Genomic DNA, 21,983 nt, shown 5'->3' on the forward strand with positions numbered 1-21,983 from the left:
TGGCATCTACCAGGGGATGTCGTCCCAGGGAACGAGCCGGTTGGCGATCTTCTCCATGATCCAGATCTGGCGGCTGTCTTCCTGGTGCCGGGCTTCGTCGGGATAGAGGGGATCGGCGACGGTCACCTCCCGGTGCAGGGGCTCGATCTGCCACACCAGAAGACGCCCTCCCCGGGTGGCCCGGAAGATCTCCAGCGTGCCGGTCTCGACCAGTTTGGAGCCTCGCTGCCCCTCTGCCTCACGGCGATAGCTGGCAATGATCCTTTCGTCCGAGGAGCGCTCGGGATCGACCCGGATCTCGATGAAGGAGGGGTAGCCCTGGACGAGCATCTCGTGCCGCGTCTCCCACTGGGTGTCCAGCTGGAAGGTGCTGCCGGCGGTCCAGTAGAGGCGCAGTTCCCACTGGTCGTCTTCGCCCCGACGCAGGTGCAGGGCCTGACGCTCGCCGGGAGCCACCCGTCGCCAGGTCCCCGTGAACACGCCCTCGGCGGTCAGCGGCGGTGCTTCGAGGCGAGCCCCCCGGCGCTTGCGGGTCGGCTTCTTCGGGCCGCCGCGGGATTCGGAGGCATGAACGTCCTGGGCCGGCGTCTCGAGGGGCATTCCCAGGCCGAGAGCTGCGACGAGGGTGGCGAGGATCAGCAGGCGGCGGGTTCCGGGCATGGGCGGTCGATCTCCTCGAAGTCTGGCTCCGAGACTACGGGCGGCGGGCGGGGCCGGCAAGCCGAGGGCCGCCGAACAGGCGGCGCAGGCGGCGCAGGGTGGAGGGGGCGAGGCGCCCGGTACGGGCGGCCTGGCGGGCGCTTTCCAGGCCCAGCAGCCGGTGAATTTCGAGGGCCCGCCGCCCCTCCGGACCCTGGCCCCGGGCGGCCTGCTCGTGGGCCGCGAGGGTTCGCAGGTCACCGCGTACCACCGGGCCCGTCAGCGCCGCCCCGGGTCCGTCCCGTTCCATTGCCTCCACGGCGCTTTGCGCCAGGGAGGCCAGCAGTCTGCGCGCGGCGTCACCGGGGACCCCGGCCCGGCGCAGCAGATCCTCGGCCAGGCCCAGCAGGGCCACCAGGTCGCCGGCGGCGAGTACGGCGGCCAGGTGCACCAGGGGGCGGTCTTCGTCGGCGATCTCGACCGGCACGAGTCCCAGGTGCCGGCAGAGGGCGCGGGCGGCGTCGAGGCCGCGTGCGTCCCCGGAAATCGTTGCTGTGGCACCCTTCAGGCGCGGGGCGGAGGTGGGTCCGGCCAGGGCGACGACGGGGTGGAAGACCCCCGTGCCGGCGCCCCGTTCGGCGATCGGGGCCAGCGCGCTCGCCGGTCGCGCGCCGGCCAGGTGGAGCACGATATCCGGACCGGGGGTGGGCCAGGCCTGGACCAGGCGCCGGGTCATCGCTTCGAGAGCGTCGTCCTCCACCGCCAGCAGGACCGTCCGGCAGCCGGAGAGCAGGCGATCCAGGCTCGCCGTGGAGGTCACGCCCGGCAGCCGGCCCAGGGCGCGGGCGCGGGCCACCCGGCGGGCCCATACGCAAACCGCCGGCCCGGCCCCGCGGGCACGCTCGCCGAGGGCCCTCGACAGGGCTCCGGCGGCCCGTCCGGCGCCGATGATCCCCCAGCGCCGGCGCGCTCTTCGCGGTGGGTTGCGGGTCACCGGTTCGGCCTCCCTCCGAGGGCCGTCCAGAGGGCCTCGAGGTCTTCCGGCCAGGCGCAGACGAAGGCCAGGCGCCGGCCGGTGGTGGGGTGGGTGAAGGCCAGGCGCCGGGCATGGAGTGCGGGTCTGCCCAGGGTGCGCACGGCCTTGCGGCGCAGGGGGTCGACCACCGAGCGGGAGCGTTCCCCTCCGTAAGTCGCATCGCCCACCAGGGGGTGGCCGATGGCGGCGAGATGGACGCGCACCTGGTGCGTCCGGCCGGTGAGGATGCGTACGGCCACGAGAGCGAAGCCGGGGACCTCCTCCCGCACCCGGTAACGGCTGAGGGCGTGGCGGCCCCGGGGTACGTCCACCGCCATCTTTACCCGGTTGCGGGGGTCCCGGCCGATGGGACGCTCGATCTCGCCCTCCGCCTCCCGGGGGCGACCCCAGACGACGGCGTCGTAGACCTTCTCCACTTCCCGCCGGCGGAAGGCCGCCGAGAGTCGGCGGTGGGCCTGGTCGTTGCGCGCGACCACCATCAATCCCGACGTTCCCCGGTCCAGTCGGTGGACCAGCCCGCAGCGGCCCGCGCCGCCGATACCCGCCAGCCCCGGGTCGCGATACAGCAGGGCGGCGGCGAGGGTGCCCTGGCGCACGCCGGCTCCCGGGTGGACCACCAGGCCCGCCGGCTTGTTGAGCACCAGCAGATCGTCGTCTTCGTGGATCACCTCGAGGGCGATGGCCTCCGGTTCGAGGCGCTCTTCGACCAGCTCGGGAATGACCACCTGCACGTCCATGCCCTCGCAAAGGGGCTCGGAGGGTTTGCGGCAGACGGCACCGTCGACGCGCACGGCCCCGGCCTTGACCAGGGCGGCCAGCCGCGAGCGCGAGACCTCGGGGTGACGCAGGGCGAGAAAGCGGTCGAGGCGCAGTTTCGCCTCGGGCGCTTCGACCCGGTGTCGGTGCGCGACGCCACTCATGGCCCCGCTTTCTTCCCGGGGGGAGCCGGGGCGATCCCGGAAGCCTCGGCCGCCGCGCTCTGCGGCGCCGGTCGGAAATGCAGCCAGATCCAGGCCCCCGCCGCGAGGGGAACGATCAGCGCCGAGAGAATTTGGCTGGTGGAGAGGGTTCCCGAGAGCCACAGTCCGCGGATCGTGTCGCCACGGAAGAACTCCACGCCGAAGCGCAGGGTGCCGTAGGTCGCCAGGTAAGCGGCGGCCCCCTCCCCGGGCCGTCGACGCCGGGCCGTCGCCCAGAGGGCCACGGGCAACACCAGCAGCAGTGAACCCAGCGCTTCATAGAGCGGCGCGGGATGGAGAGGGATGCCCAGCGGCACGCCCGTGCGCCGGCGGGCCTCCACGGAGGCATAGACCACCGCCCAGGGGGCCGAGCAGCTGTTGCCGAAGCAGCAGCCGGCCATCAGGCAGCCCAGGCGCCCGATGGCCTGGGCCATGGGGATGGCCGGGGCCGCGGCGTCGACCAGGCGCCCGAGGGGCAGTCGACCGGAGCGGGCGGCGTAGAGCAGTCCGGCCAGGCCCCCCAGCACTGCGGTCCAGATCACCCCCGCGGCCTGGAGGAAGTCGGCCTTGAGGAGGTCGCCCGGGTGAGCCAGGAACCAGGACCCTTCCACCGCCAGCAGGCCCAACTTGCCCCCCAGCAGACCTCCCCCCAGCGCCCACATGGCGGCCCGGGAAGAGGCCTCGGCGTCGATGCCTTCCCGCTCCGCCCTGCGCTGCATCCAGATCCAGGCGAGGATCACGCCACTGGCCACCAGCAGCCCGTAAGTGGGCAACGCCACGTGGATTTCGCCCAGCCAGGGGAGTTGCCAGCGGCCCAGGTCAATCAGGTAGGGGTGCATCGTCCCTCGCCTCGGTACGCGGCGCGCGGCTGAAGCCCAGACTCGACGCCAACAGGAGCAGGGCACCGCAGGAAAGACCCATGTCGGCCACGTTGAAGGTGGGCCAGCGGGAGGTGCCGAAAATCCCGACCAACCACGAGTGCAGCGGTTCGAAGCCGGCGTGAACGTCGATGAAATCCACCACCCGCCCGTGGAGGATCCGGTCGACCAGGTTGCCCAGGGCACCGCCCAGCATGATCGCCAGGGCCAGGCGGGCCGTTCGATCGGCGGCCCCCGTGCGCAGCAGCAGGTAGACCATCAGCCCCACGGCCAGGCAGGGGATGCCGAGCAGGATCAGCGTCCGCGGGGGGCCGGTCAGGTCGGCCAGGATGCCGAACAAGGCGCCGCTGTTGTAGCCCAGGGTCAGTCGCAGCAGGCCGGGCACCAGCTCCACGGGCCTGTCCAGGGCTCCCGAGGCGGCCCAGGCTTTGCTGGCCTGGTCGGCGGCGAGCAGGCCCAGGGCCAGCAGAAACGCGCCCTTCGTGCTTCTCACTCGAACTCCTCGCCCCGCTCGGGGGCCTTCGCTCCCCGACGTGGCCAAACAGGGAGGATAGCAGCCGAAGCGGTCCCTCGCGCACCGGGGCGATTGGTCGGCGCCCGGTGGCGTGGCAGAATACGGCACTTCGCCCCCGGGGGTCGTGCTGCCGGCGGGGTGGGGACTCCGGAGGAAGCCAATGGGTTACGAGCGTCCGCGGGGAGAGCACAGCTTCTCCCGCATCGAGAGGGAGATCCTCCGCTTCTGGAAGGACCGGGACATCTTCCACCGTTCCCTCTCCCAGCGTCGTGACGGGGAGCGTTTCGTCTTCTACGAGGGACCGCCCACCGCCAACGGACTGCCCCACAACGGTCACGTCCTGACCCGTGTGGTGAAGGATCTCTTCCCCCGCTACAAGGCCATGCGGGGCTATTACGTGCCACGCATCGGCGGCTGGGACACCCACGGGCTGCCCGTCGAGGTGGAGGTCGAGAAAGAGCTGGGCATCCACGGCAAGGAAGAGATCGAGAGCTACGGTGTCGAGCCCTTCACCCGGCGCTGCATCGACTCGGTCTTTCGCTACACCGCCCAGTGGGAACAGCTCACCGAGAGGATCGGCTTCTGGGTCGATCTGCGCCAGGCCTACGTCACCTACCACCGCTCCTACGTGGAATCGGTGTGGTGGGCGCTTTCCGAGCTCTTCCGCAAGGGATGGCTCTACCGGGGTCACAAGGTGGTGTGGTGGTGGCCCCAGGGGGGCACGGCCCTGTCGTCGGGGGAGGTGGGCCTGGGTTACCGGGAGGTCGACGACCCCGAGGTGGTGGTGCGCTTCCGCAGCCGCTCGAGGGAAGGCGTGTCCTACCTGGCCTGGACCACCACGCCGTGGACCCTGCCGAGCAACATCGCCCTGGCCGTCTCGCCGGACCTGGACTACCTGCTCGTGCGGGTGTCGCACGCCGATGGCGAGAGCGAGAAGGTGATTCTCGCCGCCCCGCTGGCGGCCAAGGTTCTCGACGGCCTCGAACACGAGGTGCTGGAGACCTTTTCCGGCCAGGCCCTGGTGGGCGAGGTCTACGAGCCTCTCTTCCGCTACGCCGAACCCGAGGGCGGGCCGGCGTTCCGGGTGATCGCCGCCGACTTCGTCAGCGACGAGTCGGGGTCGGGCATCGTTCACGTGGCGCCGGCCTTCGGCGAGGACGACTTCCGCGCCTGCCGGGAAAACGGCCTGGGTTTCCTGCAACTCGTCAAGCCCGACGGCACTTTTCCCGGGGAGGTGACCGACTTTGCGGGACGCTTCTGCAAGGAAGCCGACCGGGACATCATCCGCAAGCTGCGGGCGGAGGGCAAGGTCTTCTCCACCGGCACCTATCGTCACGACTACCCTTTCTGCTGGCGGGCGAGCCAGGATCCCCTGATCCAGTACGCGCGCCCGGCCTGGTTCATCCGCACGACGGAGGAGATCGCCAGGGCCATCGAGAACAACCGGCAGGTGGACTGGCTGCCGGAGCATATTCGGGAGGGTCGTTTCGGCGATTTCCTGGCCAACAACGTGGACTGGGCCTTGAGTCGCGAACGCTACTGGGGCACGCCTCTGCCGATCTGGGAGTGCAGCGCCTGCGACCATCTCGAGGCGCTGGCCAGCCTCGACGAGGCGATCGCCCGTAACCACAGGGCACTCGAGCACTGGGAAGAGGCCCGCCGCAAGGACCCTTCGCTCTCCGAGCACCTGGTGGTGCACAAGCCCTGGGTCGATGCGATCACTTTCGACTGCCCCGGCTGTGGCGGTCAGATGCGGCGGGTCAGCGAGGTGGTGGACTGCTGGTTCGATTCGGGCTGCATGCCCTTCGCCCAGTTCGGCTTTCCCCATCGGGGCGTGGAAGAGTTTCGGCAGGCCTTCCCCGCCGACTTCATCTCCGAGGCCATCGATCAGACCCGCGGCTGGTTCTACTCGCTGCTGATGTGTTCGACCCTGCTCTTCGACGAACAGACCCAGCGGCGCTACGGTCTCGACCCTCTGCGGCCCTTCCCCCATCCCTACAAGACCTGCATCGTGCTTGGCCACGTCTGCGATCCGGAAGGCAAGAAAGAGTCGAAGAGTTCCGGGAATTACACGCCGCCCGACCTGGTGCTCGAAGGGGCCTTCGAACTGCGCCTGGCCGACACGCCGGTGAAGGGGGCGGCGCCGGAGGATGACGCGCTGATGCTGTTACCGGCCCAGGTCAAGACCCTCGGCATGGCCGAGGGGGCGACGCTGACCGTCTGCCGGGCCGATGATCCCGCCCGCCGCGCCACCGGGCGCCTGGTGTCGGGGGCGGTGGGTAAGGAATCAGTGGTGCTCGGTGCGGGACTGCGGCGGACGCTGGGACTGACTCCGGGCGAGAGCGTGCGTATCGAGGTGCTCGACGACCCTCCCGGGGCCGATGCCTTCCGCTGGTTCTTCTACTCCGCGGGACCGCCGTGGAACAACACACGCAACTCGTTGCGGGCGATCCGCGAGCAACAGAACGACTTCCTGGTCCGCTGGCAGAACGTGCTCTCTTTCTTCCTGATCTACGCCTCGATCGACGGTTTCGATCCAGCCCGGGACTTGCCCCTGGGCGCGGGGGGCGCCCTGCCGGACCTGGACGCGGGGAAGGGCTACCGCCCGGTAGCCGAACGGCGGCGGCTCGACCGCTGGATCCTTTCCGAAACCGCCCTGACCGCGCGCAGGGTCACCACCGCTCTCGACTCCTACCGGGCCTACGACGCGGCCACGGCGCTGCGTCGTTTCGTCGACGCCCTTTCCAACTGGTACGTGCGCCGTTCCCGGGCGCGCTTCTGGGCCCCGGGTTTCGAGCCGGACAAGGCCGACGCCTACTGGACCCTGTGGGAGGTGCTGGTCGATCTCTCGCTGCTGGCGGCGCCCTTCGTGCCCTTCTTCGCCGACCACGTCTACCGCACCCTGGTGCACGGTGCCTGGCCCGAGGCCCAGCCCGAGAGCGTGCACCTGGCGGACTGGCCGGAACTCCCCGAGGCCTGGATCGACGAGGAACTCTCGGCGGCCATGGCCCTGGCGCGGGAAGCCGTCTCCCTGGGCCTGTCCGCCCGGGCCGGGCAGAAGCTTCGGGTCCGTCAGCCGCTGTCCGAGGCGCGGATCTTCCTCGCCGCCGACGAGCAGGCCCGGGGGGTGCAGGAACTCGCCGCGGTGATCGCCGACGAGCTGAATGTCAAGCGAGTGGTGTTCGGCGGTGATGCCGATGCCTACGTACACTGGCGGCTGCAGCCCAATTTCCGCGCCATCGGCCCGCGCTACGGCAAGCTGGTGCCGAAGATCAAGGCCGCGCTGGCCACCGCGGATGCGGCGGCCCTGCGCCACCGGCTCGACGAGGACGGGTGCATCACGCTCGAGGTGGATGGCCGGCGGGTCGAACTGGGCCCCGAGGAGGTTGCCATCACCCTGGCGGCACGGGAGCACTACGCGGCGGCCTCCTCTCCGCGCGTGGTCGTGGTGCTCGAGACCGAGATCAGCGAGGCCCTGGCCCGGGAGGGGATCGCCCGGGAGGTGGTCAATCGGATCCAGTCTCTGCGCAAGGAGTTGGACCTCGACTACGCCGACCGCATCGTCGTGGCCCTGGAGGGAGACGCGGAAGTGCTGGCGGCGGCTGAAGATCACCGGGACCTGATCGCCGGCGAGACCCTTGCCGACGCGTTACGCGTCGGGTCCCGGCTGGAGGGGGCGGCTGTCCGAAAAGTCACCATCGACGGCCGGGAACTCACCCTCTATCTCGAGCGGCGGGCATGAACGCCGTCGCCCCGGGTGAAGGCTTCTTCCAGGCCGGCGAAGGTGCCCGCCTGAAGGGCCGGATCACGGGCCGGGGGGCCGGGGTGATCCACGGCGAGGTCCACGGTGAGCTGGACCTCGACGGGGACCTGCTCGTGCCCGCCGGGGGACGATTTCGCTTCAAGGCCGGTCGCTGCCGGCGGCTGCACCTCGAGGGCCGGGGTGGGGGGCGCTTGCGGGTGACGGGGGGCGCCGATCTGGCGGCGGGCGCCCGTTTCCACGGAGAGCTCCAGGCGCGGCGGCTGGACGCGGCGGCGGGCTTCGAAGTGGAGGGTGAGCTGCGGGTGCAGCCCGCGGGTCGAGAGGGGGGCGCGGACCGGACGGAACCGGTTGCCGGCGCCTGAACTCCACGACACACCTGCGAAAGCTCAAGAACCGTGGCTCCCGGCCGATAGGTTTTCTCGACAACGCCCTCTGGTCAAGACGGCGTTACCGGAGAACCGGATGGTCCCCGTGGCACGACTTCTGCTCGTCGATGATGACCCTTTCGCCCTCGAGACTCTCTCCGGGGCTCTGAGCCGTGCGGGTCACGAAGTGGATGTGGTCTCTCGGGCCGCGGAAGCCCTCGCCAAGCTGGAGAGCAGCCGCTACGACCTGCTGATCACCGGCTACGAGCTGGAGGACCTCGATGCCCTGGACCTGCTCGCCAGGATCCAGGAACTGCATCCCGGAATGCCCTCGATGATCATCACCGCCACGGCTTCCAGGGAAAGTGCCGTGGCCGCGATGCGGGCCGGCGCTCTCGATTACCTGGCCAAGCCCTTCCATGTCGACGAGTTCGTCGCGGCGGTGCAGGGGGCTCTCGAAAGGCTCCGTCGCCGCGCGACGGGCCCCCAGCGGGAGGAGCGCGCCCAAGCCTCCCTCGGCGATGAGGGGCCCGGAGAGTTCGAGGAGTTGATCGGCCGCAACCCGAGGATGCAGCGGGTCTACAGCCTGATCCGCACGGTGGCCCCGGCGGGCAGTACGGTGCTGATCACGGGAGAGTCGGGCACCGGCAAGGAGCGGGTCGCGGCGGCGATCCACAATCGTTCCGGCCGGTCCTCGGGACCCTTCGTGCGGGTCAACTGCTCGGCCTTCGCCGAGGGCGTGCTCGAAAGCGAGCTTTTCGGCCACGAACAGGGGGCCTTCACCGGCGCCGTCAAGCGTCGCGCCGGTGTCTTCCGCAAGGCCCATGGTGGCACTCTCTTCCTCGACGAGATCGGCGACCTGCCCGTGGCCACGCAGGTCAAGCTGTTGCGGGTGATCCAGGAGCGGGAAGTCCAACCCGTGGGGGGCGACACCGCCGTGCCGGTGGACGTGCGGCTCGTGGCGGCGACCAACCGCGACCTCTCCCGGGAGGTCAAGGAGGGGCGCTTTCGTGAGGACCTCTACTTCCGCCTCAACGTGATTCCGATTCACCTTCCGGCCCTGCGGGAGCGACCGGACGACATCCCTCACCTGGCCCAGCACTTCCTCCAGGCCTTCGGCAAGCGCTGCGGCAAGACCGTGCGTGGTTTTACGGACCGAGCGGTCTCCGCCATGGAACGTTATGCCTGGCCCGGCAACGTGCGGGAACTGGAAAACGCCATCGAACGTGCCGTGGTGCTGGCCACCGACGAGGTGATCGACATCCACGACTTGCCCCCGGAAGTCAAGGGAACCGCCGGCGGCGTGGAGGGCACTTTCCAGCTCAACACCGTTCGTCTGTCGGAAGTCGAGGAGATCGTCATCCGCCGGGTCCTGACCCGCACGGGTTGGAACATCAAGCGCTCCGCCGAGACCCTGGGCATCACCCGCGCCACTCTCTACTCGAAGATCCGCAAGTTCGGCCTGGCCGCCGCGCGTACGACCACGGCATAGGCGCCGGGGCATGCGGCCGTCTGTCGGGCATCCCGGGCACTTGCACCGCAGCCCGGCTCGGGCTACCGTTCGCACTTCCGGGACGACCGGCGCCGTCGAGCGGGCGTAGCTCAGTTGGTAGAGCATCAGCTTCCCAAGCTGAGGGTCGCGAGTTCGAACCTCGTCGCCCGCTCCAGTCGCTCCCGGCGCCCGGCAGATCTCCGCTCCCGAGATGGCGCCCCCACGCATCCGCTCCAGGCCGGGATGGCCGCGCCATCCCCCGCCCGGCGCTGTGTTAGACTCCGCCGGAGCCGATGGACGGGGTGTCGGATGTTTCGCCATCGGAACCATGGACCCGAAGTCGACCACCGTTCAGCTCGCGGTCGATCGTGCGACCCGACGAGGAGGGGCTCGTGCCGGGATCGCCGGATCGTTCCCGGCCGCATGTCGTGTTCCGCCGACTCGCGGCGGCCCGGGGAGGAGCGAGCGTGGGCAAGTGGGAAGAAACGGTCAAGCGGACGTACCCGGGACGGATCCGCAACCTGGTCTTCGAAGGCGGTGGTGTGTGGGGCATCGCTTACGAGGGAGCCCTGGCCGAACTGGAGGCACTCGGCATCCTCGACGCCGTCGAGCGGGTAGGGGGCGCATCGGCCGGCGCCATCACGGCCTGCCTGCTGGCTTGCGGCTTCGACGCGACGGCCCTCGGCCGGGTGCTCCGGGAAACCCACTTCAGGGACTTCACGGACGACAGTTTCGGCTTCGCCCGGGATACGGCCAGGTTGCTGACCCGCTACGGGTGGTACAGGGGCGATGCCTTCCGTCGATGGATACGGCGGCAGATCCGGGTCGGAACCCGACGGACCAGCAAGGCCGTGGGAGTGCAGCCGCCTCCTCCGCGCCCGACTCTGGCGGAGCTTGCCAGGTGGCGGCGTGCGGTGGCCGGCAAGGGGGTGAGACTTCCCGCCCTCTACCTGGTGGGTTCGAACCTCAGTCGGCAGCGCCGTGAGATCTACAGCGCGGAGAGCCGGCACACTCCGGACTTGAAGGTCGAAGACGCGGTCAGGGTGTCGATGAGCATCCCGCTCTTTTTCGCCGCGGCTCGCGGCGGCGGCGGCGACGTGCTGGTGGACGGCGGCCTGACGTGGAACTACCCCGTCAACCTCTTCGACCATACCCGGTACCTGGCGTGCCGGGCCCGCGGACTGCCGATCGGTTACGCAAGACATCCGCAGCACGTTTTCAACACCGAGACCCTCGGCTTCCGCCTGGATACCAGCGGCGAGTTGCAGGCCAACCTGGTGGACTGGCAGAACGAGGAATTTCAGATCGACAATATCGTGCACTATGGCTGGGCCCTGGTGACCTTGATGCGGGCCGTCGCCAACAAGATGCATCTGCACAAGAACGACTGGTCACGCACCGTCTTCATCGACATGGGCGAGACGATCGGCTTCACCGATTTCGACCTGGGAGAGGCGGAGATCGCATTTCTCAGTCAACGGGGTCGGATGGGGGTGCGGGCCTTTCTGAAGTGGCGCGTTTCGAAGAAGGGCGAGCAGGAACTGCGGCGCATCTACAAGGCGATGGCGGGGTGAGAAGGGGGCTGGGGAGGAAAGGATGAGAAGACCCGTGCAAGGTGTGGCCGCCGGGATCCTCGGCGTGCTGGTCTGGGTCGGCTGCGCTTCCGTCCCGCGCGAGTCGGTCGAGTTGTCTGTCACCATGGGACGAGATCTCGAGGTGGTTCACGCCGCCAACCGCCGCCTTGCCGTCGTGCACTTCGATCGGCTTCTCCGTGATATCGACGTATTCGTCGATACGGTCTACCGGCCTTTTGTCATCAGGCGGTCGATCGACGATCTGGACCTGGTCCGCCTCGTGAGTCGGACCGACGGGGAATCCGTCGACCCGCGAGGGGCGGATCTGGACGCGCTGGACATCCTCGAGGTTTACGTGGACGACGTGGTGCGCCGGATCGAAACCTTCCGCCGGGAAGTGCGGGCGCCCATCGAGGAGCAGCGGCGGGAGGTGCTCGAGAGCATCGATGCGGCGTTCGACGCCCTCAGGAGCGCGAATGCCGTGGTGACCGGCCACCTGGCCTCGGTCGTCAAGGTTCACGACGTACAGGCCGAGACACTGGCCGAGTTGGGTCTGGGAGAGTATCGCGAGCGCACCGCGGGGCGGGTGGCGGAGCTGTCTCGGCGGCTGGAGAAAGCTCTCGAAAAGGCCCGGGAAGTCGACGCGGAACTGGACAGGCTGCCACAGACGGTGCGCCGCCTGACCGGAGCCCGGGACCCGGTGCACGGCGGCGAGTAGAAAGGGAGGGAGGGGATGCCCGCAAGGCTGAGCAGGCAACAGAAGAGAGACCGGTTTCGTCGGCGCGTTCGAGCTGCGCTGAAGCGGGCGGACGAGGCCTTCAAAGGGAAGTACCGCGATGCGATCGACCAGCTCTCCGGCCTGTCGAGGGAAGAGATCGACGCGATCGCTCCAGGCGGCGGCGGCTATCAGGCCTACAACCGGCTGCTCGCGGTGGTCCAGGAGGCCTCGCGCCTGAATGTCACGCAGGCCGAGCTCCGGTCCCGCATCGAGGCGCTGGGCGAAGTGGCGATCAGGATCGCCGGGAAGGTGCCGCGCCTGGCCGCGATCGTCGGCTAGCGGTCCGTTGGTGTCTTTTCGATGCGGGGAGGTTTTTGAGCGGGCAAAGTGGAGGCGACCTGCAGGATGGTGTCGAGGATCGCGTCGATGTCGGAGGGGCCCAGGTCCGGGTTGACGCAGACCAGGCGGATCGCTCGGCGACCGAGGGCCTCGCCGTGACCGATCTTGAGCAGGCGTCGCTGATCGAGGGCCTCGCAGATCGCCGTGCTGGAGTGGCCGCGAACGCGAAAGCAGACATTGACGGACTCGGGCTCGAGCAGCAGCTCGAAGGCCGGGTCGCCCGCCAGGCGTCTCGCCGCGTGGCGGGCCAGGGCGAAGAGTCTTTCGATGCGCCGGCCGTAGCCCTCGTCTCCGTGATACAGCCAGGCGGCCCAGAGCTTGAGGGCGTCGTTTCGGCGTCCACACTGGATCGAGCGTGTTCCGGGGTTGAGGGTGTCGGCGTCGGCCTGGAAGAGGTAGTCGGCCTGTTCACTGAGATGGCGGGCCAGCAGGCCCCTGCGGCGCAGGAGCAGCACGGAGCCACTGAGGGGCACGCCCATCATCTTGTGCGCGTTCCAGGTCAACGAGTCGGCTCCCCCGAGGCCGTCGAGCAGGTGGCGGTGTCGCGGGCTGAGCAGGGCGGAGGCGCCCAGGGCGCCGTCCACATGAAGCCAGACGCGCTCCTCGGCGGCCAGGGCGGCCAGGTCCGCGATGGGATCGAAGGCCCCCAGCACGGTCGTGCCCGCCGTGGCATTGATCATCAGCGGAAGGATCCCGGCGGCCCGATCCTGTCGCAGGCTCTCGCGCAGGGCGTCGACACGCATGCGGCCGCGGCGGTCGGAGGGGATCTCCCGCACGGAGCTGCGGCCCAGCCCCAGGACCCCCGCATTCTTGCGGATCGAATAGTGCCCCTGGTCGGATGTGTAGATCGCCGCCGCGCGGCCGCCGACGCCATGTTCTCGCGTGTCTGCCAGGGCTTCGTTGCGCGCGATCATCAGGGCCAGCATGTTGGAGAGAGAGCCCCCGGGGGTCAGGGTTCCTTCACCTTCCGGAAAGCCGGCGCAGCGTGCCATGCGGGCCACGATGGCTTGCTCGAGCAGGATTTGGATCCCCGCCGCCTTGAAGGTGTACATCGAGGTGTTGGTCAGGGGGACGAGCATTTCGGCCAGGGTGGCCGCCGGATCGCGGCCGCCGAAGAGCTGATTGAGGAAGCGCGGGCTGGCTGCCGAGGGCGTCTGGCTGAGAACCTCGTCGAGAGCGGCGACTACGGTGGCGAGGGTCCGCCCGGCGGCACCGGGCTGCAGATGCTCGGGCAGCGTCGTCATTTCGCGGGAGGGCATTTCCACTTCGCGGGCCAGGACCTTCCGGGCCAACCGTGCGTGAGCCTCGAGCATGTCCGCGTCCTCTCGCTTCGGCGCCCCGCCGCTTGGCGTCTTGTCCATGCCAATTCCCTCCAGCCTTTTCCGCGCGATGGGTTTTCCGCGGGCTGTGATGATAGCTCCACGATGGAGGGGTGTCGTGGGAGGGCCGCGGGGATTCGCGCGGTACCTGGCGATGGGGCGACCGCCGGGGGGCGGGAACGGTTCGGGGGGAGACGCACGCCCCCGGTCGGCGCCGAAGGCGTGCGGAACATGGGGAGTCCTTCGAGTCGAGGGCTTCGGGTCCTGCGCCGTGTTGCGAAGACGACCACGATCACGACGATGATCACGGCGGTGATCGCGACGACGACCGAGTCACCCTCGTCGTCACGCATTCGAGTCGACCGGAAAGAAAGAAGGCGCCCCGTCATGCGGGGCGCCGCTCTTTTTCACGGGGTCGCGGAGATCTTCAGTCGGGCAGGGGCGCGGTGGCGTCCACGAGCAGGGAGATGATCTCTTCCGATTCGTGCAGCGGCTTGCCCTCGATGACCAGGCAGGGGGCCTGGGTCTTGCCGGCGATGCGCTCGAGTTCGATGCCGGCGGTGGGATCCTCGGTGACATTCTTGACGGTGATGCGATGTTCGAGGTGCAGGTTTTCCCGGGCCAGCAGGGCCGCCCGCGAAAAGCCGCAGCGGCTCTTGACGTAGAGCGTGACGCCGTCCGGCAGCTCCCTGGCGGGAGGGGTCCATGAGGGCTTGCCATGTTCGGCGGCGATGGCTTCACAGCGGGCGAGCAGGGCCTCGATGTCCCGCTCGCCTCCGGGGCCGACCGATTCGGCGAAACGCACGACTCCATCGTGGGAGATGATCACCGTCGCCCTGTCGCTGATGCCGTGGTCTTCGAGATAGACGCCATAGGCGGAGGCTGTCTTGCCCTTGGGATGGAAATCGGCGAGCAGGGGAAAGGCGACGCCCCCCAGGTCGCAGGCCCAGTTGGCGTGGCAGTGGACGCTGTCGACGCTGACACCCAGAACCTGGGTGCCGGCGGCTTCGAAGCGCGGACGCAGCGCCTCGACAGCCGGCACTTCGCGGCTTCAGGTGGGAGTGAAGTCGAGGGGATAGAAAAGCAGCATCACCTGCCGCCTGCCCAGCAGGGGGGCGAGAGAAACCCGCCGGCCCAGATGGTCGGGCAGAGTGAAATCGGGAGCCTTGGTGCCGACTGTGATCATTGAGCGTTCCTCCTGTGGAGGTCGGACCGGTCCGCCTCCATCGCAAGTATTCTGGATGTTCGGGTCCGGCGAAGCCAGTGTCGGCCCGGCGGCCCCAGGGCGATGAGCAGGGCGACGAGGAAGGGGAACACCCGTTCTGCGGCGCCTCCCTTGAACGGGGGCAGTGAGTAGGCCGCCACGCTGAGCACGAAACCTGCCCCCATCGCGGCCAGGGTGCGCCGCGGCGGCACCGGGCCCCGCAGGGCGGTGACCAGCAACAGTGGACCGAAGGCGGCGCCCAGCGCGGACCAGGCGAAGAGCACCGGGGCGAAAATCTGCCGGCTGCCGAAGTGGGCCAGCCCCACCGCCATCGTCGAGAGCAGGATCACCACCAGCCGCGAGTGAAGCAGCACCCTTCGCCGGCCGGCCAGGCCCAGGTCCACGGTGACCGAAGAACCGGCCACCAGCAGCTGGCTGTCGGCGGTGGACATGATCGCCGAGAGCACCGCGGCGAGCATCACTCCGGCCATCACCGGCGGGAAGAGGTGGCGGGTCAAGGCGATGAACACCACCTCCTGGTCGGCCAGGGGGGCGAGCAGGACCCGCCCGCACCATCCCGTCAGCAGCATGCCGCCGTAGACCGTCAGGGCCCACCCCATGGCCATGCGGCGGGAATGCTCCAGGGTGCGGTGATCTCCCGCCAGGGCCATGAAGCGATTGACCACGTGGGGTTGTCCCGGATAGCCCAGGCCGATGCCCAGCAGGCCCAACACCAGGCCCAGGGCCGCCGGGCCCAGGGCCCGGGTGGGTGAGAGGAACACCGCGGGTCCGGCGCCGACCAGCCGGCCGGCGTCCCGGATCTCCTCCACCCGGCCCATCGCCTGCCACAACTCGATGGGGCCGCCCACCGCCACCAGGGCCGCGGCGGGAAGCAGGATCGCCACCGCGGCCATCAGCAGGCCCTGGAGGGTGTCGGTCAGGCTGACGGCCCAGAAACCTCCCGCCATCGTGTAGAGCACCACCACGGTGCTGCCCAGGAGCAGGCTGGTATCCGTCGACAGGCCGAAGGTGGAGGCGAAAGTCTTCGCCGCCCCCAGGAACTGGGAGGCGACGTAGACCGTGAAAGAGAAGAGCACGATCAGCGAGGCGCAGAGGCTGATGGTGCGGGAACCGGGGCGATGGGAAGGCCCGGCGAGGACCTGGGTCACCGTCAGGGCGCCGCTGGCTCGCGCCTGGCGCTGGAGAGCGGGCGCCAGCAGGAACCAGTTCAGGGCGAAGCCTCCGACGCAGGCCGGAAAGAGCCACGCGGCCGAGAGCCCCCAGCAGTAGGCCGCACCACTGACACTGAGCAGGGTCCAGGCCGACGAGGAGGAGGCCGAGGCGCTGATCGCGGCCACCAGCGGTCCCAGGCGGCGCCCTCCGAGGAAGAAATCGGTGGTGTCACGGGTTTTCCGCCGGCCCCACCAGCCCAGAACGAGCAGGGCCAGTGCGTAGAGCACCAGGGTCACGGCGATGGCCGGCTTGGCGGTCATGGAACCCATCATAGACGGTGCGACCCCATCGCCGGGCTTGACCGTCTGCTCTTCAGCGGCGCTCCAGGTCCTGGCGGAACAGGGCATGGCCGTCGAGCAGATCGCCGGGCCGGTGCACCCGTAACACGGCGCTATAGGGCTTGCCCGGCTCGAGGGCGGCCAGGTCGATCATCACCCGCAGCACGGCGCCTCCCGGGCTCATCTCGAAGCGCGCGCGGTCGATCTCGACACTCCAGAGGGTCGTATCGTCCTGCTCGAGGGCCAGGCTCCAGCCCGTGGCGCCGGCCAGGTCCTCGGCGAGCAAACCGGTGTGGAGTTCGATCAGTACGGGGCCCTCTCCGTCGAGGAGGAGTCTTCCGTCGGGGGCGCCGCCTGCGCCGCGCCGGACGTCGCTGCCCGCGGCCACGACCACCGGCGGCACGGTGAGGGGAGCGGGGGTCTCCCGCCGCCAGATGGGCAGCAGAGCGCAGGCCAGCAGCAGGTAGGCCAGGGCGGGGAGAGGCCGCAGCACGCTCCCGCGCAACGTCGCCCACAGCCCCTCGAACCACCGGACGAGGCGGCCTGTCGACGATGCGGTCCGCCCTTCTGCTTCCAGGGTTCGCTCGAGGCAGGCCAGTGCCTCGCGGGCCAGGGGCGAGTCGGCGAGCAGCGCTTCGATGTGCCGCCGTGTGGCCGGCTCGAGGGCGTCCGGTTCTTCGGCGTAGCGGGTCAGCAGCAGGGGATGCACCGGCTGATGCTCCATGTCCCCGCCCCACGCCACCGCAGCGCGGGCCAGGCGCAGCCGCTCCCGCGCCTCGGCACTCTCGGCCAACCGGCGCTCGACCTGGGCCGCCTGCTCCGGGTCGAGGGTGCCCGCGGCGTAGAAGGGAATCAGCAGATCGGCGGGATGAGGCGGGTTCATGATCGGCACCTCACGAGCACTTCGGGACCATGGCCTCGTATTCCCGGCGAATCTCCCGGGCCCGTTCCAGGCAACGATGCAGGCGCACGCGCAGGTTGTTGGGCGTGATGCCCAGTTCGGCCGCCGCCTGGGAGGCGCTCTGGCGCCGATGGTAGATTCTCTTCCAAAGATCCCGGCAGGCCTCGGGCAGGCGCTGGAAAATGTAGATCAGCAGGTCGGCGCGTTCGGCGTGCTCGAGCCGCTGGCCGGGATCCTGCTCCCGGGCCGGACGGGTCTCGAGCCGCGTGTCGGGGCTTTCCCGGTCCCGTCGGCGCCGCTGGGCATAGTAGGCGTCCACCGAGCGGAAGCGGGCCGTCGTACGGACCAGTTTGAGAAAGCCCCCCGGAGAGTGGACCTTGCCCGCGCGCACGATTTGGAGGAGCTGGAGCAGGATCTCCTGGACCAGGCTCTCCGGGTCGTTGAAACGCCAGTTGCCACCCCTCACGATGGCCTCGACCCACCCCTGCACGGTGCGCACCGCGTCTTCTTCCCCGGCGAGGAAACCATCGTGAACCCTGGCGATGGTGCTGGCGTCGAGCCTGGTCAAGGCGATCACCCTTCATGGCCGATCCTCCTGGGAATCGTGCCGGCCTCGAGGCCGGCGCTCGCGCTCCCGGAATAAGGAGGTCGACAGGACCCCCCACGGCATTACTCGAGGGGGGTGACAAAGATCTCTTAACTTAGACCTTTTTCGTGGTAAATGTAACAGGCACGAGCCGTTCCCGACCTTCTGATCGAGGCGCGCCGGGGCTGGCCTGGGGCCTGCGCGGCGAATTCTGGGAGCCGGGATGAACGTTACGGTTTTTTTTCGCACGATTTTCACGGCGTCCGCTGTGTTGACCACGGCGGTGGCTGCGGCCCCCTCCGCGCCGCCGGAGGCCTGGGTGGTGGAAGAGTGCGCCCTCCAGGTGGAGGTGATCGATACCGACAGCGGCGCGTCTCTCGCGGTGATCGACCTGCGCGACCCCGACGGAGACGGGGCCGTCGATCCGCCCTGGGGGCTGGCCTTCTCCACGGTACCGGGAGCCGTGGACGATTTTGCTTTCGTCACCCAGCAGGGGCTGGTCAGCCTGATCGACGTCCGTGCGCGCGCGGTATCCACCGCGGCGCCCTACTTCGACGTGGCGGCCGCCCTGGGCCGGCCCGGGCTGGTGTTGCGGGGTTGCGCCACCTCGCCGCCCCGCTGGTTCGTCGACCCCACCGGGGCCCGGGGCCTGCGTTCGCTGCTCGACGTGGCCGGCACGCTGAGTGACGGACGCGCCGTGTTCGTGGTGCTCGACCAGCAAGAGCTGATCACCGGCGGCGCTCACCCGGTGGTCACCTGGGGGATTCTCGGTCGTGGCCGGGGGACGAGCGTGTCGGTGTCCGGGCTGCCGGCGGGCCGGGGCCGGCACACGCCCCTGTACGGGGTGATCGAGGAAAACTCGCAGGCCGATGCCCTGGCGGTCTACCAGGTGACCCTCGGCGAGGATCTCCTGGCGGGGGCTCAGGTCGAGTTGCTGCGACGCAGCGAACTGGGACCCGGGACCGCTCCCTCCACGTTTCGACCGGCGGCCGCCACGGGACGTCGCTTTCCCGTCATGCCTCTCGGTCCCGCCGGTGGGCTCGAAAACCTGGACACCGGGGGAAGTTGTACCCCCGGCGGGACCCTCGCATCTGTGGCGATCGCCGGCCCGGGGCCCAATTCCTACACGGTCTTCGCCCTCGATGGGGCGGCCGACGAGATCGTCGTGGTCGACCCGGCGGACTGCTCCGTCGAGCGCTTCGCGGCCGAGGCCGGGGCGCGGGACCTGGCCGTGGACCGGCCCATCGAATGGACCCGGCTGCTGGTGGCCAACCGGGACGACGACAGCCTGAGCCGTCTGCTGGCCGATGGCAGCCTGGCGCGTCTGCCCCTGGGCGGGGGGCCCACGGCCAACCTCTGTCCCGTCACGGTGGCCCTGCCGGCGACCCAGGTCTGCGCGGTGGAACTCACCGGCCAGTTCAAGGCGGACCTGGACGGCGACGGCAGCCAGGACGACATCCGCCTCGAGTGGCAGGCTCCGGGCTGTCCTTCGACCCAGGGTTACACCGTCTACTGCCAGTGCATCGATGCCGGGTCCGACTGTCCGTGTGCCTGCGACTGCCTGTTTCCGGATCCCTCCTGCATCTGTCCCGGTGTCGGCGGCACGCAACTCGGCCTGGGCGGGTCGACCGATACCCTGCTGGTCAATCCCTGGGATCCCCCGGTGCTGGAGAATCCGTGGAAGAAACTCGGAACGACCTTCGACACGGGGTTCGATCATCTCGGGGGGGCCGCGGGAGACGGAGTGGCCTACGGCGTGACCCTCGAGGACCAGCCGCCTCCCTGATGAGACGCGCGGCGGGTCTCGTCGTCGTGTGCGGACTCCTGCTCCTGTTGCAGGGCGGCTGCGGCAGCCCCCCCGCCGACGCCCCTCCCGTGGATCTCGAAGCCTGCCCGCCGGGGGACGAGCCCTGGCGGGCCGCCCTCGAGCGGGCCGACAACCAGGCGGCCCTCGAGGCCCTGGCCGTCCGCCTGGAGGCCGTCGATCCGCGCTGCGGAAAGCCCTGGCAAACGGCCTGGATCGAGGGACGGTTGTGCACCGAACGGGGAGAGATCGAGCCGGCCCGGGCCCGTCTTCTCGTGGCTCTCGAGCGGGCTCGCGCGGCCGGCGATCCGGTGGGAACCGCCCGCGCCGGAGATGACCTGGCCTGGCTCGAATACCGCAGCGGCCGGCTTGTGGAGGCCGAGCGTCTCTACCGCCAGGCCCTCGACGCGGCCATCGCGGCGGAGCGGGACGACCTGCAGGCCTTCCTGCGCAACAACCTCGTCCCGGTGCTGCTCGATCGGGGGAAAGTCGGCGAGGCGGTGGAACTCTTCGCCCGGGTGCCCGGCGAGTTGGAGGCGCTGGGCCTGGCCGGGGCGGCTCGGGGGGCCGCCTACAACCAGGCGGTGCTGCTGATCCAACTCGGGGACGTCCATGGCGGTCGCCCCCTGCTCGAGGCCATCCACCAGCGCTCGGTGGAGCAGGGCGATGACTGGACGGCCGCGGCCACCGCCGTGGTGCTGGGCAACCTCCACCGGGCCCTGGGCCAGCCGGCGGTTTCCATGCAGTGGTTGCAGCAGGTGGACGACGGGGAGCCCGAACTCGTCGCCCGAGCCCGGCTCGGCCTGGCGCGGCTGGCTCTCGCGCGGGGGGCCGCCGCCCATGCCCGGGCCCTGGCCGAGGAGGCCGTCGGCCTGGCCCGGGGCAGGGACGAGCCCCTGGCCCGGCTGGCCCGGGCCTTTGCCGCCGCCGCCCAGGTGGCCGCGGGGGACGCCACAGGTGGTCTGCGGCGGCTCGAAGCCCTCAACCGCGAGGGGGATACGGCCGCCCAAGGGGGCGATGCCTGGGTCGGCTGGTGGCTCGAGGGCCGGGCGCGGATGGCGCTCGGCCAGGGGGCGGTGGCCCGGGAGGCGCTCGAACGCGCGGTATCGCTTCTCGAGGGGCAGCGGGGCTCCCTCGAACCCGGCGGGGCGGGCCTGCGCTTCCTGCGCGAGCGTTTCGAGCCCTGGGCCGACCTGGCGTTGGCCTGGATGGGGGAAGGGGAGAGCACCGCGGCGGCGGGTCCCGTGGAGGCGGTCTATGGGCTGCTTCAGCGGCAAGGCCGGAGCCGGACGCCGGGCTTGCCGCCGGGTGAGCTGCTCGCCGGCCTCCAGCGCCGACTGGCTCCCGATGAGGTGGTGGTGGCCTACCTGCTCGGGGAAGACAGCGGGGTGGCCCTGGTGGTGCGGCGGGGCGAGGCGGAACTGGTCCGGGTGGGGGGACACGCGGCGGTGCGGACGCGGGTCGAGGCCTTCCGGGCCGCACTGGCCGCCGGTGGCGGGGCCGCCCAGGGCGCTGAACTCTCCCGCCTGCTGCTGGAGCCTCTCGGCCGGCACCTGGCGGCGTGTCGTCGCCTGATGATCGTCCCGGACCGGGAACTGGCCCTGCTGCCCTTCGGCGCCCTGCCGCTGCCGGGGGCCATGGACGGCGAGCCCCTGGGACTGCGCCTCGAGCTGTCCCTGCTGCCGGTGCTGGGAGATCCGCCCCGGACCGCCCCCCGGCCCGCTCCGGTATTGCTGGCGGGGCGCAGCCGCTTCGAGGGCAGCGGCCGCCCGGACCTGCCCTGGGCCGCCTGGGAGTTGTCCCGCCTGGCCGGGTTGTGGGGCGGGCGGGCGCAGCTCCTGGTGGAGCAGGAGCTGACCCTCGAGCGGTTGTTCGCGTTGCCCGTGGAGAACTTCCGTACCCTTCACTTCGCCACCCACGCCACGGCCTCGACGCGCAATCCCCGGCGCTGCGGAATCATTCTGGGGGACGATCAGCGCTTGGGGCTCGAGGAGATCAGAAAGCTGCATCTGGCCGACGCCCTGGTGGTGCTCTCGGCCTGTCGCACGGGGGAAGGGGAAGTGATTCCGGGGGAGGGGGTGGTAGGCCTGGGGCGCGCCTTTCTCGACGCGGGGGCCCGGGGCGTCCTCGTCAGTCTCTGGCCCGTGGCCGACCGCTCCACCGCACGGCTGATGGTCGCCTTTCATCGCGCGCTGGCTGCCGGCGCCACGCCTCCCCGGGCCTTGCTCGAAGCGCGGCGGGAGCTGTCGCGCAGCCATCGAGGCGCCGCCCGCCGTTCGCCTTTCGTCCTGCTCGAGGGTCGGGGTGCGGCGGCGCGGTGA

18 protein-coding genes and 1 tRNA gene are annotated in these 21,983 nt (G+C 70.2%); 9 read left to right on the forward strand and 10 right to left on the reverse strand.

Annotated elements, in window-relative coordinates:
• Positions 1-6 precede the first annotated feature (6 nt).
• The 5 genes from Q9Q40_02740 to lspA are packed head-to-tail and all read right to left on the reverse strand — an operon-like array spanning position 7 to position 4,005.
• Positions 7-660: a hypothetical protein gene (locus tag Q9Q40_02740; protein ID MDQ7006128.1), complete on the reverse strand. Its 654-nt coding sequence runs from the start codon at positions 658-660 to the stop codon at positions 7-9.
• Between the two features lie 34 nt (positions 661-694).
• Positions 695-1,633, reverse strand: coding sequence for a DUF2520 domain-containing protein (locus Q9Q40_02745; GenBank protein MDQ7006129.1), 939 nt, complete (start codon positions 1,631-1,633; stop codon positions 695-697).
• Complete coding sequence (locus tag Q9Q40_02750; GenBank protein ID MDQ7006130.1) at positions 1,630-2,595, reverse strand: RluA family pseudouridine synthase; 966 nt, start codon at positions 2,593-2,595, stop codon at positions 1,630-1,632. The genes Q9Q40_02745 and Q9Q40_02750 overlap by 4 nt, the downstream gene beginning before the upstream one ends.
• On the reverse strand, positions 2,592-3,473 hold the full coding sequence (locus tag Q9Q40_02755) for a prolipoprotein diacylglyceryl transferase (GenBank protein MDQ7006131.1): 882 nt from the start codon (positions 3,471-3,473) through the stop codon (positions 2,592-2,594). Before Q9Q40_02755 ends, Q9Q40_02750 begins: the two co-directional genes overlap by 4 nt.
• Complete coding sequence (lspA, locus tag Q9Q40_02760; GenBank protein ID MDQ7006132.1) at positions 3,454-4,005, reverse strand: signal peptidase II; 552 nt, start codon at positions 4,003-4,005, stop codon at positions 3,454-3,456. The genes Q9Q40_02755 and lspA overlap by 20 nt, the downstream gene beginning before the upstream one ends.
• A 181-nt stretch (positions 4,006-4,186) precedes the next feature.
• Here lspA and ileS point away from each other — a divergent pair, with 181 nt between their 5' ends.
• The 7 genes from ileS (at position 4,187) to Q9Q40_02795 (ending at position 12,277) form a co-directional block, all read left to right on the forward strand.
• The gene (gene ileS, locus Q9Q40_02765; GenBank protein ID MDQ7006133.1) at positions 4,187-7,768 is read left to right on the forward strand and encodes an isoleucine--tRNA ligase; all 3,582 of its coding nucleotides are present in this window, start codon (positions 4,187-4,189) and stop codon (positions 7,766-7,768) included.
• Positions 7,765-8,151 carry a polymer-forming cytoskeletal protein gene (locus tag Q9Q40_02770; protein MDQ7006134.1) on the forward strand — a complete coding sequence of 129 codons (387 nt, stop codon included), beginning with the start codon at positions 7,765-7,767 and terminating at the stop codon, positions 8,149-8,151. Before ileS ends, Q9Q40_02770 begins: the two co-directional genes overlap by 4 nt.
• A 109-nt stretch (positions 8,152-8,260) precedes the next feature.
• Positions 8,261-9,646 (forward strand): sigma-54 dependent transcriptional regulator, encoded by a 1,386-nt coding sequence (locus Q9Q40_02775; GenBank protein MDQ7006135.1) that lies wholly within the window; start codon positions 8,261-8,263, stop codon positions 9,644-9,646.
• A gap of 99 nt (positions 9,647-9,745) precedes the next feature.
• Positions 9,746-9,821 (forward strand) — tRNA-Gly (locus Q9Q40_02780).
• Between the two features lie 292 nt (positions 9,822-10,113).
• Complete coding sequence (locus Q9Q40_02785; protein ID MDQ7006136.1) at positions 10,114-11,220, forward strand: patatin-like phospholipase family protein; 1,107 nt, start codon at positions 10,114-10,116, stop codon at positions 11,218-11,220.
• 22 nt (positions 11,221-11,242) lie between these two features.
• The gene (locus Q9Q40_02790) at positions 11,243-11,938 is read left to right on the forward strand and encodes a hypothetical protein (GenBank protein MDQ7006137.1); all 696 of its coding nucleotides are present in this window, start codon (positions 11,243-11,245) and stop codon (positions 11,936-11,938) included.
• 15 nt (positions 11,939-11,953) lie between these two features.
• Positions 11,954-12,277, forward strand: coding sequence for a hypothetical protein (locus tag Q9Q40_02795; GenBank protein MDQ7006138.1), 324 nt, complete (start codon positions 11,954-11,956; stop codon positions 12,275-12,277).
• Here the strand turns inward: Q9Q40_02795 and Q9Q40_02800 are convergent.
• The 5 genes from Q9Q40_02800 to Q9Q40_02820 all read right to left on the reverse strand — a co-directional run bounded on the left by Q9Q40_02800 (position 12,274) and on the right by Q9Q40_02820 (position 17,849).
• Positions 12,274-13,698: an aminotransferase class V-fold PLP-dependent enzyme gene (locus tag Q9Q40_02800; protein MDQ7006139.1), complete on the reverse strand. Its 1,425-nt coding sequence runs from the start codon at positions 13,696-13,698 to the stop codon at positions 12,274-12,276. The genes Q9Q40_02795 and Q9Q40_02800 overlap by 4 nt on opposite strands.
• A 385-nt stretch (positions 13,699-14,083) precedes the next feature.
• Positions 14,084-14,842, reverse strand: a complete 759-nt coding sequence (locus tag Q9Q40_02805; GenBank protein MDQ7006140.1) for a redoxin domain-containing protein — start codon at positions 14,840-14,842, stop codon at positions 14,084-14,086.
• Entirely contained in the window at positions 14,839-16,353 is a 1,515-nt protein-coding gene (locus Q9Q40_02810; protein ID MDQ7006141.1) for a sodium/proline symporter, read from the reverse strand. Before Q9Q40_02810 ends, Q9Q40_02805 begins: the two co-directional genes overlap by 4 nt.
• A gap of 52 nt (positions 16,354-16,405) precedes the next feature.
• A complete protein-coding gene (locus Q9Q40_02815) occupies positions 16,406-17,254 on the reverse strand; it encodes a hypothetical protein (GenBank protein MDQ7006142.1) in 849 nt (282 codons plus the stop codon).
• 10 nt (positions 17,255-17,264) lie between these two features.
• On the reverse strand, positions 17,265-17,849 hold the full coding sequence (locus Q9Q40_02820) for a sigma-70 family RNA polymerase sigma factor (GenBank protein ID MDQ7006143.1): 585 nt from the start codon (positions 17,847-17,849) through the stop codon (positions 17,265-17,267).
• A gap of 232 nt (positions 17,850-18,081) precedes the next feature.
• Between Q9Q40_02820 and Q9Q40_02825 the strand changes: the two genes are divergently transcribed.
• Positions 18,082-19,644 (forward strand): hypothetical protein, encoded by a 1,563-nt coding sequence (locus tag Q9Q40_02825; GenBank protein MDQ7006144.1) that lies wholly within the window; start codon positions 18,082-18,084, stop codon positions 19,642-19,644.
• Positions 19,644-21,983 carry a CHAT domain-containing tetratricopeptide repeat protein gene (locus tag Q9Q40_02830; protein MDQ7006145.1) on the forward strand — a complete coding sequence of 780 codons (2,340 nt, stop codon included), beginning with the start codon at positions 19,644-19,646 and terminating at the stop codon, positions 21,981-21,983. The genes Q9Q40_02825 and Q9Q40_02830 overlap by 1 nt, the downstream gene beginning before the upstream one ends.

Source organism: Acidobacteriota bacterium (assembly GCA_030949985.1).
Lineage (GTDB): Bacteria > Acidobacteriota > Polarisedimenticolia > J045 > J045 > JALTMS01.